Source organism: Saccharibacillus brassicae, assembly GCF_006542275.1.
GTDB classification, from domain to species: Bacteria; Bacillota; Bacilli; order Paenibacillales; family Paenibacillaceae; genus Saccharibacillus; species Saccharibacillus brassicae.
Genome location: NZ_CP041217.1, coordinates 5510313 through 5523689, shown reverse-complemented (window position 1 = coordinate 5523689; position 13377 = coordinate 5510313). Strand labels below are relative to the sequence as shown.

Here is a 13377-nt window from a genome sequence, read left to right as displayed (position 1 = left end):
ACGAACGGGGGACGGACTTCTGCCGGAGCACGTTCGGCAGCAGTTCGGCCAACGACCAGGAAGCCGGGCGGAGAACCTCTCCGCCTCGGCTTCTTTTTCCTGTTCGCACAGGCGTCGCCGCAAAGCATTCAGTCGGCCGCGCCGCCGGGGCGGTCCATGTTCCGGTATTCGCGCGGCGAAGCGCCCGACAGGCGTTTGAACATTTTGCCGAAATGCGAAAAGTTGTCGAAGCCCGCAAGTTCCGACACGAGCGTCACGCTGTGCCGGGTCTCGCGCAGCAGGCGCTGCGCTTCGCGGACGCGGGTCAGGTTGACGTATTCGGCGAAGCCGAACCCCGTCACTTCCTTGAACGTCCGGCTGAGATGGCTGCGGCTGATATAGAAGCGGCGCGCCAGCTCGTCCAGCTCCAGCGGCTCGGCGAAATGCTGGTTGATATGGCGCACGATCTCGGCGATTTTGAGCCGGACGGGCGTCGGCTGCAGGCGGGGCCGCAGATCGCTTTTGCCGGAAGCGCGGGCGACGAGCAGCAGCAGTTCCCCCGCCATATGGCGCACATGCAGGCGGTAGCCGGGCGGCCGGTCGTGCAGTTCGCGCAGCAGCGACAGCAGCAGCTCTTCGGCGCGCAGCTTTTCCTGCAAGTTGAGCGGAAGCAGCGCGCTGCCGCGGGTGAACGGCTTGCGCAGCAGCGCCCGTTCTTCGGGCGGATATTCGTCGAAATAGGCGGCGGAAAAATAGAGCACGACCCGTTCGTGATCCGGGATGCCGGAATCGGTGCTTTTGTGCACGGCGTTGGAATCGATCAGGACGAGATCGCCGGCGCGAATCCGGTAGGCGCTGTCTTTGACGAAATAGTTGCGCTCGCCGCTGAACAGATAATACAGTTCGCAGCTGGCGTGGTAATGGTTTTGCAGCATGGAGAAGTAGCCGATACGGCGATCGAATTCGACGCGAACGGGATCTTTCGATTCGCCGTAGTGCAGCAGGTCGGGAAGCTGTTGAAGCTGCATGGGAAAACTCCTTTCGCCGCGTATGCCGATACGCTTTCATTATTGCTGGCTCTATTTTAACAAAAAAAGCGGGGTTCCCGTCAACAAAGCGCGAAAAGCGGAGTCCATACGCAAAGATTGCGCTAGCCTTGCAGCAAGGGCACGTTCAATCAAGCGTAAAGGGAGCTGGGGACATGGGGATCACGTTTTATCTGGCAGGCGATTCGACGATGGCGGACTATCCGCCGGAGCGGCTGCCGATGCAGGGCTGGGGCGCGAAGCTGCCGCTGTTTTTGGAAACAGAAGCGCGCGTCGTCAACGAAGCGGCATGCGGGCGCAGCAGCAAAAGCTTTATCGACGAAGGAAGGCTGGACCGGATCTTGCGCGTTATCGGCGAAGGCGACGTACTGCTGGTCCAGTTCGGCCATAACGACGAGAAAGACGATCCGGAGCGGCACACAAGTCCGTGGACCACGTATGCCGAGACGCTCAAGCGTTATCTCGACGGAGCCCGGGAGCGAGGGGCGCATCCGGTGCTGGTCACGCCGATCGCGCGGCGTTATTTCGATGCCGACGGACTGCTCACGCCGACGCACGGCGATTACCCGCGGGCGATGGAAGCATTGGCGCAGCGCGAACGGGTGAAGCTGGTCGATCTGGCGGGCCGCAGCGCTTCGGCGTTCAAGGAAATGGGGCCGCAGCATTCGAAGCGCTGGTTCGTGCAGCTGCGGCGCGGCGAGCATCCCCATTATCCGAACGGGATCATGGACGATACGCATTTGAACGAATACGGCGCGCAGGCGGCCGCCGGTCTCGTCGCGCAAGCGCTGGCCGCCGCCGGCGTCCGCGGCGTTCGCCCGCGCAGCCCGCTGGAACCCGAGGCGTTTGCGGCCGCGCCGACCGACCCGGCCGAAGCTTCGTTGGCCGCCAAGCGGGTGTCTTCATGAGCGCCGCGGACGTGCATTCCGTGCAGCCCGGCTCTCTTCGGCTGGCCGGGCAGGTCCGGCTGTACGCGGAACCCGGCGAATCGACGGCGGTCGCGCATGCGCTGCGCTTCCTGCTGCGGGATTTGCACGCCGTGCTCGGCGCCGAACCGCAGCTTGCGCAGGACGAACGGACCGCGCAGATCGTCGTCCGTATCGCCCGCGGTTCGGACAGCTGCCCCGAGCGGCCGGAAGCGTTCGTGTTCCGTTTCGAGCGCCGCGAAGACGCCCAAGACGCCGAACATACCGAACACGTCGAACACGTCGAACACACCGAACACACCGAACGCGCCGAGACCGGCCCGGAAGAATCCGTCCGGATGGTCATCGCGGGCCGCGACGAATTGGGCCTTGTGTACGGCCTGCTGGAATTCGGCCGGATTTTTCTGGGCGTTCAGCCGCTGGGATACTGGATGGATCGGAGCCTGCTGAGCCAAAGCGAGCTTGTTCTGGCGTGCGAGCCGTACGATTCGCCGCCGCGGCGGGTCCGCTACCGGGGCTGGTTCGTCAACGACGAAGTCAGCCTGATCGGCTGGACGCGGCAGTATCCGCCGCCGCGCGAAGTGTGGGAACCGGTATTCGAAGCGCTGCTGCGCTGCGGCGGCAACATGGTCATCGCCGGCACGGACTTGCCGCACCACGGCATTCATCATGCGCTTGCGTCCGAAATGGGACTGATCGTGACGCATCATCATGCGGAGCCGCTCGGCGCGCAGATGTTCCTGCGGGCGTACCCGGGCTACCGGGCGAGCTACCGCGAGGAGCCGGAGCGGTACGAACGGCTGTGGCGGCAGGCGATCGAGGAGCAAAAAGACCGCCGCATCCTGTGGGTGCTGTCGTTTCGCGGACAGGGCGACAAGCCGTTCTGGGAAGACGACCCGTTCTTCGACACGCCGCAAAAGCGCGGGGAGCTGATCTCCCGCGCGATGCGCAGGCAGTATGAGCTGATCCGCGAATCGGTGAGCGATCCGGTCTGCTGCGTCGCGCTGTACGGCGAGATTTCGGAATTGTACAAAGCCGGCTGGATCGAGCTTCCGGAAGGCGCGATCAAGATCTGGGCGGACAACGGCTACGGCAAAATGGTCTCGCGCCGGCACGGCAATCTGAATCTGCGCACGCCGGCGCTGCCTGCGCCGGGCGAGAGCGGCCCGCACGGTCTGTACTATCATGTAACGTTCCATGATTTGCAGGCGTCCAACCATCTGACGATGTTTCCGGGAAGCGCCGAATTTTTGCGCAGCGAGATTCAGACGGCGTTCGACGCCGGCGCGGACGAATACCTGCTCGTCAACTGCGGCGGCATTCGTCCCCACGTCTACCCGCTGGACGTGCTGCGCACGCTCTGGAACGACGGAACGATCGACGCGGACCGGCATCGGGCGCAGTTCGTGCGGGATTATTACACATCCGGTCATGAAGAACTTGAACGGTTGTACCGGACCTATCCCGACGCGGCACTGGCTTACGGGCCGAACGCCGACGATCTGGCCGGAGACGAATATTACCATCATCCGGCGCGGCAGATCATCGGCCGATGGATTGAGGGCCGGACGCCTGACTCCGATCCCCGGTTGGACTGGGCGGCGGAATCTTCTTCCTGGGCCGGGCAGCTGCAGCGGTTCGAACAGAAGCTGAAGGCCGCGATCCCGAAGTGGGAGGCGTGGCTGCGGGCCTGCGACGAAGCGGCGGAGCGGCTTGAAGCCGGGGACCGGCAGCGGATGCTTGACCATCTGCGGTTCCACGGCGAACTGCACGCTTCCGGCTGTGCAGGCTTCTACCTGCTGTGCCGGTCGTACGGCGAGTATGCGCAGGGAAGGCTGCCGGAAGCGTTCGTGCTGGCGTCGGAATCGATGTCGCAGTACGAACGGGGAGTGGACGCGCTGCGGGCAGCGGAACACGGCAAATGGGCGGACTTCTACCGCGCGGACTGGCTGACGAATATCGCCAGCACCGTGCGCAGCGTCGATACGCTCCGCCGGGTGCTGCGCGTGCAGGGCGACGGCCCGGACTTTTTCCTCTGGTTCAAACAATACCTGATGCCGGAAACGGAAAAGTATATTTATTTGGAAAACACGCACCGCGAGCCGTTGGAAGACGACGAGCTGGCGCGAAGATTGAAGCAGCGGCTGTTCGGGGAAACGGCGGATCTTTTAACAGATTCCTCTGGTTGATTTCCTTATTCGCTGCCTTTATTGGATGCCTTTATTAGATACCTCTATTGGATGCCCCTTACCCTGACGCGCGAAAAGCGGGTATAATCGTCAAAAAGGAGGCGGAAGCGATGGAAATCCGATTGCTGCAGCCTAGCGACGCGGCCGCTTATTTGAAGCTGCGCCTTGAAGCGCTCCGGCTGTATCCCGAAGCTTTCGGTTCGAGTTATGAGGAAGAGCGCGGCGACACGCCCGACAAATATGAACGGCGCTTCGCCGCAGAGGCTGCTTTTACGTACGGAGCTTTTGTCGACGGGCAGTTGGCAGGTTCGGTGACGCTCGTTCCCGAAGTTGGCCTGAAGCTGCGGCACCGGGCGAATCTGGTCGCCGTCTATGTGTCGGAACGCTGCCGCCGGCAGGGAGCCGCCAAAGCGCTGCTGGAAGCGGTGCATGAACAAGCGCTTGCGCTGGAAGGGCTCGAACAGCTGCATCTGGGCGTCGCCTCGACGAACGAAGCGGCGATCTCGCTGTACGAAGGGTTCGGATTCGAACGTTACGGCGAAGAGAAGCGCTCGCTCAAAATCGATGGAGCCTATGTCGACGAGCGGTTGATGGTTAAGTTTTTGTATCCGAAAAACGACTAAAAAAAGAACCGATTCGAATTTTCGAATCGGTTCTTTGCCGTATAGGGTGAGGCCGTATTCGGTTATAAGACGGCTTTACACCGCGACGTGCGCGATAATCTCTTCCGTCAGTTCCAGGCGGATCTGGTCGGGAAAAGCGCGCACGTGATATTCCTGGTCCAGATAGCGGGTAATCGCTTCGATCAGCGCGCCTTCGTTAATGTACCAGTCCCGGCCCTGCACCGTAATATGCGCGCTGAAGCCGAGATCTTCGTCCCATAGCATGTCGACCGTCACTTCGGTCGGCTTGATCACCCGGCGCTGCGCGATGTTCAGGCAGACGGCGTTGATGATTTCGTCCATCGTCAGCTGCATGGCTTAGTAACGTCCTTCCCGTTCGCGCGAACGGCGGCGATTGTCCTGAATCGCGCGGTACACGGTGCGGATTACGACGAACAGCATGTAGAGGACGAGCAGATTGACGAGCAGGCCGAGTATGCCGCCGAATGCGCCCATGTTGGCGAACAGGCTGCCGAACATGAGGCCGGCGATACCGCCGAACAGCATGCCGCGGAAGAACGTGCCGCCGAAGCCGCCGCGATTCGTACTGCCGCTGCGGTTCACGCTGTTCGTATTGGACGGCGTATTGGAGTTCGAGCGCGTGCCCGAATTGATGCTGTCGCTGTTTTGCGTTTTGTTTGGCGTGCTCTGGTACGATCTCGGTCCGGAGCTAAAGCCGCCTCGACGCGCATCGGCTTGTTCGGGAACGACGGCCGAAGCGGCGAACAGGATAAGGAAAGACAGAAGGACAGAGAAGAACTTTTTGGATTGCCGCATAATAAATGAAATTCCTCCTATAGGGTCGGTTGGTAAAAGGAACAAGCGCAGGCGCTTTGCCTTTCTCCTATCCTATACGGAGGAATCTCGTGAACGTTTCAATTTTTAAAGATTATTTTTTGTGCAACTTGATTTTGGACAGTCTTACGCTTCCGCCGTCCACTGTCCGTACTCCTGCTCGACCCAATCGATCCAGTCGATGCTCGCTTTGGTGCGCATAACCGCTTTTTGCAGCAGAATGTAATCTTCGAAGCCGATATGCCCCGGATTGCGGTATTCCTGCGGAATCGCATCCTGGATATCTTTGTAGTATTTCATGCGTTCGACGTGGTACTTCCGTCTGCCCGCAAACATTCGGCGCACTTCGGAAGGTTCGGCCAAATGGATGCAGAAACATTTCAGGTTGAACTCGTCGCGCATGACCGGCGGCGCCGTCTCTTCCAGCAGCCACTCGTGCAGCTTGTCGGTGCCCGCGGGGGTAATGGAATACAGCTTTTTGTCCGGCTTGTCCGCCTGCTGAATCCATTTGGCGCTGAGCAGTCCCTGTTCTTCCATGCTGCCGAGCAGCGGATAGATCTGGCTGTGCTTGGCCTGCCAGAAAGGCTGGATCTTGAGCATCAAATCGTAACCCGAAGCTTCCGTTCGCGAGACGAGAGCAAGCAGGCCGTAAGAAAGTATATTCATGAAATCACCCGTTTTCTATATTCAGGGCGCCCCGCCGAGGGGCGGCACACTCTTCGTCCCAAGTGTACAACATCCGAAGACGCCACGGCAACCAAGAGCGCAAACGAGGCTGCGATGCGGATAAGAGAAGAACAAACGCGAAAAGCGCGGTTTCCGCAGAAACCGCGCTTTTCGGGTGAAAACCATTTTGCGAGATCCCGGCAAAACGGCCCAATGACATTAAGGCGTGTCTTAAGGCGTGTCCGGCGTCGAGTGGGCTTTGCCGCGCAGCCGTTCGTAGCCGTCTTCGATCAATTCGAGCTTGCCCGTCTTCGGATCGATCAGCATGCCGTGGACCGGAACGCCGGCCGGCATAAGCGGATGGTTCGCGATCATGTCGACGCTGTGCATCACGCCTTCGGTCTCGTTCTCCACGCCTTTGAACCATTGGCCGAGCTGGACACCGGAATGTTCGAGCGTCGCCAGCACTTCGTCCGACACGCCGCGTTCGCGCATCTGGCCCATAATATGGCCGGCGTTCAGCGAAGCCATGCCGCATTCGTAATGGCCGACGACGATCACTTCTTCCGCCTGAAGCTCGTACAGCGCGACCAGAATGCTGCGCATGATACTGCCGAACGGCGAGGAGATGACGGCACCGGCCGTTTTCAGAATTTTGGCGTCGCCGTTGCGCATATTCATCGCCCGCGGCAGCAGTTCCGTCAGCCGGGTGTCCATGCAGGTGAGCACGACGACTTTTTTCTCCGGAAACTTTCCGCTGATAAACGTTTCGTATTCCTTGTTTTCGACAAACGCCGTGTTATGATTCAGAATTTCCGTAATTTGAGTCAAAGCCGGTTCCTCCTTTTTCGCCTGGCCGCTTTCGCCCTTTAGCGTTATCACGCATTTTACATAAAGGGGCGGGGAAAATTCAAGCCCGAATTTTGCCGGACGTCGGCGTCAAGCGTTCAGGCGCGGATTTGTGCTTCCGTGCGGCGGTCCTGGATCGGGATGCTGGAGCCGTACGATTGACCGTCGCTCGCGAGGCGCACCGACGTTTTGTCGAAGCCGCTGATCGTGATGGACAGTCTCTCGTCGAAATAGACGGCGTCGCTGCGGTTCACGATAAAGTCCAGACCGCTGTCCGAAGAAACGGAGAGATCCGACGCTTCCGCCTTGTCCACGATCCACAGCGCGATGGCGCCGCTCAGCGAACAGCCGCAGCCTTCGTTATCGTAAGCGAGGCGGATAAAGCCGGGATGGCCGCCGAATTTCGATTGCAGCAAAGCGGCGGCTTCGGGAGACACTTTCATGGAGAGGGAGAAGGACATGGATAACACTCCTTTTGATAAATTGTATTTTGCAAAACCTTTTCTTGATATTGATTATACGCCCGTCAAAAAGTATGATCAAGAGGGAGAATGCTTATGTTTACCATTTTTATGAAACTATCAAACTCACGAGGTGAAGCATCCGGATGGAACAGCAGCTGCAGGAAAAATGGAACGGGTTTCGCGAATTGGTGTCCAAAATCGGAAGTTACAACGAAGCGATCGGCCTGATGTATTGGGATCTGCGTACCGGAGCGCCGCGCAAAGGCGCGGAGACGCGGGCGGAGACGATCGGCCTGCTGTCGACGGAAGCGTTCAAGCTGCAAACGTCGGACGAGATGGGTACATACCTCGACTTTTTCGCTCAGGAGGACCATGCCGCGCAGTTGGAAGACGTCGATCGCCGGCTTGTAGCCACGGTCAAGCAGGAATACGACCAGAGCCGCAAAATTCCCGAAAGCGAATTCAAGGCGTACACGATTCTGACGTCCAAATCGGAAACGAAATGGGAAGACGCCAAAGAAAGCGGAGACTTCGATTCGTTCGAGCCTTTCCTGACCGAGATCGTCGCGACGCTGCGCAAATTCGTCGGCTATTGGGGCGCCAAGGACACGCCTTACGACACGCTGCTCGACATGTACGAACCGGATATGACGGTAGAACGGCTGGACGCGGTGTTCGAGCGGCTCAAGCAGCGCCTGGTGCCGCTGGCGGAAGCGATCGCGGCGTCCGATATTCGCCCGGAACTGCCGTTCCTGGAACAAGTCTATCCGAAGGAAGGGCAGAAAGCGTTCAGCCATTTTATCCTCAAAGAGATGGGCTACGACTTCGACGCCGGCCGGCTGGACGAGACGGTGCATCCGTTCGCGACGGGGCTCAACCCGGGCGACGTGCGGATCACGACGGCGTACCACGAACGCGACGTACTGAGCGCGGCGTTCAGTTCGCTGCATGAAGGCGGACACGCGCTGTATGAGCAAAATATCGATCCGAAGCTGACCGGCACGCCGCTTGCGCAGGGTACGTCGATGGGCATCCACGAATCGCAGTCGCGTTTCTGGGAGAACATGGTCGGACGCAGCCTGCCGTTCTGGCAGCGGTATTTCGGCGATTTGCAGCGGCAGTTCCCCGAGCAGCTGGCCGGCGTTACGGCGGAGCAGTTCCATTTTGCCGCGAACCGGGTCGAAAGCTCGCTGATCCGGATCGAAGCGGACGAACTGACCTACAATCTGCATATCATCATCCGGTACGAGATCGAGAAGATGCTGTTCAACGAAGACCTGGACGTGAAGAAGCTGCCCGAAGTATGGAATGCCAAATACGAGAGCTATCTGGGCATCACGCCGCCGGACAACGCCGCAGGCGTGCTGCAGGACGTTCACTGGTCGGGCGGCGCGTTCGGCTACTTCGCTTCGTATTCGCTCGGCAACATGTACGCGGCGCAGATCATGCACACGCTGCGCAAGGAAATGGACAATTTCGACGAGCTGATCGAGCAGGGCAACCTGCTGCCGATCAAACAATGGCTGACCGACAAGATTTACCGGTTCGGCAAATCGAAAAAACCGTCCGAAATCATTTTCGATGTAACCGGCGAAGAGTTGAACCCGGATTATCTGGCGGATTATCTGGAACACAAGTACACAAGTCTGTATAATCTGAAGCTGTAGCACGGTCTCCTGCGGGAGTCCGCTCCGAATCCTGCCCTTCCTTCGCGGAAGCGGCGGGATTTTTGACTCCGGGGAGAAATGTAAGAATCATGGCAGTTTCGAAAATAAAGTGAACGTTTCTGAAAAAAGGAAGAAGGGATACGATGACAGGCCTGTTCGGTTTTCGCGTGATCAAAACGGCCGTCGCGGCTTTTGCCGCGATCCTGATCGCGCATTTCGTCGGCATTCCGTCGGCGACGTCGGCGGGGCTGCTGGCGATCCTCGGGCTCGACACGACGATCAAGCGCAGCATCAAGACGGTCGTAGACCGCTTTTTCGCTTCGATTCTCGGCCTGCTGGTCGCCTGCGCCTTGTTCGGCATTCTCGGTTTTCATTACTGGGTCATTCCGCTGTATATCCTGGTCGCGTTTCCCGCGATCGTCAAAGCGACGTTCAAAGGGGGCATCGTCACGAACGCGGTCGTCGTGTTCCACGTGTTCAACGCCGGAGCGATCTCCTGGCCGGTGCTGTGGACCGAACTGCAGCTGCTCCTCATCGGCCTCGGTTCTGCGATGCTCGTCAATTTGGTCTACATGCCGAATCCGGAAGAAAAGCTGGCCAAAATCCGCGGCGAGGCGGACGAATGCTTTTCCCGCATTTTCGCCCAGTTCGCCCGTACGCTGCGGAACGCCGATTACGTCTGGGACGGCAAAGAACTGATCGAAGCCGACAAAAAAGTCGAAGAAGGCCTTGCGCTCGCGCGCCGCTCCCTGGAGAACCAGGTCGTCAAAGCCGACGAGTTCTGGAGCGTGTACTTTTACATGCGCAAGCAGCAGCTGGAATCGATCCAGACGATGGCGCAGCTCGTGTCGCAGGTGTACCGCAAAATCTCGCAGGCCGAACTTACCGCGGAACTGTTCGATCGTCTGGAGCAGGACGTCAAAAGCGAACATTACACCGGCCGGGCCGAAGACATGCTCACAGAGCTGGAAGAGCGCTTCAAAGAGATGAGCCTGCCGCATACACGCGAAGAATTCGAGGTGCGTTCCGCGATTCTCCAGCTGTGCCGGGAACTTAACCGCTATTTGAAATTGTCGAAAAAAGACAAGGCTCCGCACGTGACGTAAGCAGGGGAAGTTGGAGCCGGATGTCTCGACGCTTCGGGACGGGGAAACCCCCGTCCCTGTTTGGTTTGCGCATGCGACCGGCCGCTAACAGGGCTGCGTTGTCGGGATCGATTTGAACATATGTTCGCATTTGCGCGCTTTTCGCCGGAAGTCTGTTATAATCAGGGAGAGAAAAGAAGGCAGAATGTATGGAGGGGAATCATGGCCAAGTTAACGCCGATGATGGAACAGTATCTCAAGATCAAGGAAGAAGCGAAGGACGCGATCCTCTTTTTCCGGCTGGGAGACTTTTATGAAATATTTTTCGACGATGCCCTGACGGCTTCGCGCGAATTGGAGATTACGCTGACCGGACGCAACGCGGGGCTGGAAGAGCGGGCGCCGATGTGCGGCGTGCCGTACCACGCGGCCGAAGGTTACGTGCAGCGTCTGATCGAAAAAGGGTACAAAGTGGCGATCTGCGAGCAGGTGGAAGAACCGGCCGCCGGCCGGGGCATGATGCGCCGCGAGATCGTGCGCGTCGTCACGCCGGGCACGCTGATGGAGAGCCGCGCGCTCGGGGAGAAATCGAACAACTACCTCGTCTGCGTGACGAGCAGCGGCGGCATGACCGCGATCGCGGCGTGCGATCTGTCGACGGGCGACCTGCACGTGACGTCCGCGCCGGACAACGACGAATGGATCAAGGGCGAAGTCGGCGTCTATCAGCCGTCCGAAGCGATCGGCGACGCTGCGCTGCTCGATCTGCTCGGGACGCAGGCCGCGCCGATGGAACGCCGCCTTGTCCGCACGCCGTGGGACAAAAGCAGGGAAGACAGCGCGCGCGAGCAGTTCGGCGAAGCCGTCTGGGCGCGTCTGGACGAAGAACGCCGCGTGTGCGTGGCGCGCCTGTTCGCCTACCTCGCGGAAACGCAGAAGCGGGCGCTCGGCCAACTGACGAAAATTTCGGTGTACGAGCCGAACCATTACATGATTCTCGATTCGTTCACGCGACGCAACCTTGAATTGACGGAGACGGTTCGCGAGCGCTCCAAGAAAGGCTCGCTGCTCTGGCTGCTCGATCGCACGAAGACGTCGATGGGCGCGCGGACGCTGCGCCGCTGGATCGACAAGCCGCTGCTGCAGCGCAGTTCGATCGAAGACCGGCTCGAAGCGGTGGAACATCTGCACCGCGACCTGATTCTGCGCGGCGACGTGCAGGAAGCGCTGAAGGAAATTTACGATCTCGAACGGCTGGTCGGCCGTGTCGCGTTCGGCAGCGCCAATGGCCGCGATATGGTCGCGCTGCGCGATTCGCTGCTGCAAATCCCGGGATTGAAACAGATCTGTCTGAATTCCGGTTCGCAGACGCTTTCGTCGACGGCGAACCGGATGGACGAATGCGCGGAACTCGCGCAGGCGATCTCCGCGGCGGTGACCGACGAACCTCCGGTATCGGTGCGCGACGGCGGGCTGATTCGCAAAGGCTACCACGAACATCTGGACCAGCTGCGCGAAGCGAGCGTCAACGGCAAGCGCTGGATCGCCGAGCTTGAAGCCGAAGAACGCCGCGTGACCGGTATCCGCTCGCTCAAAGTCGGCTACAACAAAGTGTTCGGCTACTATATCGAGATTACGCGCGCCAATCTCGGCCAGCTGCCGGAAGGCCGCTACGAGCGCAAGCAGACGCTGGCCAACGCCGAGCGGTACATCACCCCCGAGCTCAAGGAGAAGGAATCGCTTATTCTCGAAGCGGAAGAAAAAATGGCCGATCTCGAATACGGGCTGTTCCTCGAACTGCGCGAGCGGGTCGCGGAGCGGATTCCGCGGTTGAAATCGCTGGCCGAGCGGGTCGCGGAAATCGACGTCTACCAGGCGTTCGCCGAAGCGAGCGCGGAGAAATCGTTCGTTCGTCCGCAGCTGCACGACGGCTACGACCTCAGCGTGGACAACGGACGCCATCCGGTCGTCGAAGCGGTCATGGAAGGCGGGTCGTTCGTAGCCAACGCGACCGGACTTGCCGAAGACGGCGCGAACATCATGCTTATCACCGGCCCGAACATGGCCGGCAAAAGCACGTATATGCGCCAGGTCGCGCTCATCTCGATCATGGCCCAGATCGGCTGCTTCGTTCCGGCGGACCGGGCAAGCGTGCCGCTGCTGGACCGGATCTTTACCCGGATCGGCGCGGCGGACGATCTCGTCGGCGGCCAGAGCACGTTCATGGTCGAAATGGCCGATATCCAGGTCATGACCCAGCAGGCGACGCGGGACAGCCTCATCATCATCGACGAACTCGGCCGGGGCACGTCGACGAGCGAAGGCATGGCGATCGCGCAGGCGGTCATCGAGCATGTGCACGAATCGATCGGCTGCAAAGCGCTCGTCTCGACGCATTTCCATGAGCTGGCGCATCTGGAAGAAAGCCTGCCGCGCCTGCGCAATTACTGCATGGCGGTGCGCGAGAGCGGCGATCAGGTCGCTTTCCTGCGCAAGCTGGTCGCGGGCGCGGCCAGCACGAGCTACGGCATCTACTGCGCGCGCCTCGCCGGACTCCCGGGCAGCATCATCGACCGGGCCTACGGCCTGCTGCAGGGCTTCGAACAGGCCGCCGCGAACGTGACGTCCGGCAGTCCGGAATCGGCCGCGGCCCAAGCGGCTTCTCCGGTAACGGCTCCGGTGAAGAACAAGGCCGAAGACCGGCCGATCGCAAGCAAGTTCAATAACAAGGTTGAAGCGGAAGCGACTTATCCGCTGCCGTCGAACGAAGGGCCGGACCGGACCGGCGAAGTGCGCGAGCATGCGCCTGCCACCCGGCAGGGCGTCGTGCAGCTGTCGATCTTCGGCGAAGAAGAACGGGCGCCGCAGAGCGCGGCCGCGCCGGCTAAGGAAGATCCGATCAAAGAAGATCCGAAAGTCAAACAGATGCTCCAGCGCGTCCGCGAGATCGACGTGATGAACCTGACGCCGCTGCAGGCGATGCAGATGCTCAACGAGCTGAAGCTCGAAGCGCAGCGTCTGGGTTAATCCGCGCACCCGTAGAGTTCGC

12 protein-coding genes are annotated in these 13377 nt (G+C 60.0%); 6 read left to right on the top strand and 6 right to left on the bottom strand.

Going from position 1 to position 13377, the window contains the following annotated elements:
* Positions 1 to 128: 128 nt before the first annotated feature.
* Positions 129 to 1007 (bottom strand): AraC family transcriptional regulator, encoded by an 879-nt coding sequence (locus FFV09_RS23255; protein ID WP_141450101.1) that lies wholly within the window; start codon positions 1005 to 1007, stop codon positions 129 to 131.
* 173 nt (positions 1008 to 1180) lie between these two features.
* On the opposite strand from FFV09_RS23255, the gene FFV09_RS23250 reads away from it, so the two are divergent.
* The 3 genes from FFV09_RS23250 to FFV09_RS23240 all read left to right on the top strand — a co-directional run bounded on the left by FFV09_RS23250 (position 1181) and on the right by FFV09_RS23240 (position 4763).
* Positions 1181 to 1933 (top strand): rhamnogalacturonan acetylesterase, encoded by a 753-nt coding sequence (locus FFV09_RS23250; protein ID WP_141450099.1) that lies wholly within the window; start codon positions 1181 to 1183, stop codon positions 1931 to 1933.
* Positions 1930 to 4140 carry a glycosyl hydrolase 115 family protein gene (locus FFV09_RS23245; RefSeq protein WP_141450097.1) on the top strand — a complete coding sequence of 737 codons (2211 nt, stop codon included), beginning with the start codon at positions 1930 to 1932 and terminating at the stop codon, positions 4138 to 4140. Before FFV09_RS23250 ends, FFV09_RS23245 begins: the two co-directional genes overlap by 4 nt.
* A gap of 110 nt (positions 4141 to 4250) precedes the next feature.
* A complete protein-coding gene (locus tag FFV09_RS23240; RefSeq protein ID WP_141450094.1) occupies positions 4251 to 4763 on the top strand; it encodes a GNAT family N-acetyltransferase in 513 nt (170 codons plus the stop codon).
* 75 nt (positions 4764 to 4838) lie between these two features.
* Here FFV09_RS23240 and FFV09_RS23235 read toward each other — a convergent pair whose 3' ends face one another.
* The 5 genes from FFV09_RS23235 to FFV09_RS23215 form a co-directional block, all read right to left on the bottom strand.
* Complete coding sequence (locus FFV09_RS23235) at positions 4839 to 5117, bottom strand: DUF2653 family protein (protein ID WP_141450093.1); 279 nt, start codon at positions 5115 to 5117, stop codon at positions 4839 to 4841.
* A 3-nt stretch (positions 5118 to 5120) separates the two neighbouring features.
* A complete protein-coding gene (locus tag FFV09_RS23230; RefSeq protein ID WP_141450091.1) occupies positions 5121 to 5579 on the bottom strand; it encodes a hypothetical protein in 459 nt (152 codons plus the stop codon).
* Between the two features lie 144 nt (positions 5580 to 5723).
* Positions 5724 to 6263, bottom strand: coding sequence for a PadR family transcriptional regulator (locus tag FFV09_RS23225; RefSeq protein ID WP_141450089.1), 540 nt, complete (start codon positions 6261 to 6263; stop codon positions 5724 to 5726).
* Between the two features lie 231 nt (positions 6264 to 6494).
* Positions 6495 to 7094, bottom strand: a complete 600-nt coding sequence (locus FFV09_RS23220) for a beta-class carbonic anhydrase (RefSeq protein WP_141450087.1) — start codon at positions 7092 to 7094, stop codon at positions 6495 to 6497.
* 116 nt (positions 7095 to 7210) lie between these two features.
* Positions 7211 to 7573: an iron-sulfur cluster biosynthesis family protein gene (locus tag FFV09_RS23215; protein ID WP_141450085.1), complete on the bottom strand. Its 363-nt coding sequence runs from the start codon at positions 7571 to 7573 to the stop codon at positions 7211 to 7213.
* A gap of 146 nt (positions 7574 to 7719) precedes the next feature.
* Here FFV09_RS23215 and FFV09_RS23210 point away from each other — a divergent pair, with 146 nt between their 5' ends.
* The 3 genes from FFV09_RS23210 to mutS all read left to right on the top strand — a co-directional run bounded on the left by FFV09_RS23210 (position 7720) and on the right by mutS (position 13355).
* Positions 7720 to 9243, top strand: a complete 1524-nt coding sequence (locus tag FFV09_RS23210) for a carboxypeptidase M32 (protein WP_141450083.1) — start codon at positions 7720 to 7722, stop codon at positions 9241 to 9243.
* A 143-nt stretch (positions 9244 to 9386) separates the two neighbouring features.
* Positions 9387 to 10349 (top strand): aromatic acid exporter family protein, encoded by a 963-nt coding sequence (locus tag FFV09_RS23205; RefSeq protein WP_141450081.1) that lies wholly within the window; start codon positions 9387 to 9389, stop codon positions 10347 to 10349.
* A 201-nt stretch (positions 10350 to 10550) separates the two neighbouring features.
* Positions 10551 to 13355, top strand: coding sequence for a DNA mismatch repair protein MutS (gene mutS, locus FFV09_RS23200; protein WP_141450079.1), 2805 nt, complete (start codon positions 10551 to 10553; stop codon positions 13353 to 13355).
* Positions 13356 to 13377 lie beyond the last annotated feature (22 nt).

What these genes read in the sequence shown, in the direction of transcription:
- FFV09_RS23255 (WP_141450101.1), bottom strand. Translation starts at nt 1,007, where the DNA reads ATGCAGCTTCAACAGCTTCCCGACCTGCTGCACTACGGCGAATCGAAA.
- FFV09_RS23250 (WP_141450099.1), top strand. Translation starts at nt 1,181, where the DNA reads ATGGGGATCACGTTTTATCTGGCAGGCGATTCGACGATGGCGGACTAT.
- FFV09_RS23245 (WP_141450097.1), top strand. Translation starts at nt 1,930, where the DNA reads ATGAGCGCCGCGGACGTGCATTCCGTGCAGCCCGGCTCTCTTCGGCTG.
- FFV09_RS23240 (WP_141450094.1), top strand. Translation starts at nt 4,251, where the DNA reads ATGGAAATCCGATTGCTGCAGCCTAGCGACGCGGCCGCTTATTTGAAG.
- FFV09_RS23235 (WP_141450093.1), bottom strand. Translation starts at nt 5,117, where the DNA reads ATGCAGCTGACGATGGACGAAATCATCAACGCCGTCTGCCTGAACATC.
- FFV09_RS23230 (WP_141450091.1), bottom strand. Translation starts at nt 5,579, where the DNA reads ATGCGGCAATCCAAAAAGTTCTTCTCTGTCCTTCTGTCTTTCCTTATC.
- FFV09_RS23225 (WP_141450089.1), bottom strand. Translation starts at nt 6,263, where the DNA reads ATGAATATACTTTCTTACGGCCTGCTTGCTCTCGTCTCGCGAACGGAA.
- FFV09_RS23215 (WP_141450085.1), bottom strand. Translation starts at nt 7,573, where the DNA reads ATGTCCTTCTCCCTCTCCATGAAAGTGTCTCCCGAAGCCGCCGCTTTG.
- FFV09_RS23210 (WP_141450083.1), top strand. Translation starts at nt 7,720, where the DNA reads ATGGAACAGCAGCTGCAGGAAAAATGGAACGGGTTTCGCGAATTGGTG.
- FFV09_RS23205 (WP_141450081.1), top strand. Translation starts at nt 9,387, where the DNA reads ATGACAGGCCTGTTCGGTTTTCGCGTGATCAAAACGGCCGTCGCGGCT.
- mutS (WP_141450079.1), top strand. Translation starts at nt 10,551, where the DNA reads ATGGCCAAGTTAACGCCGATGATGGAACAGTATCTCAAGATCAAGGAA.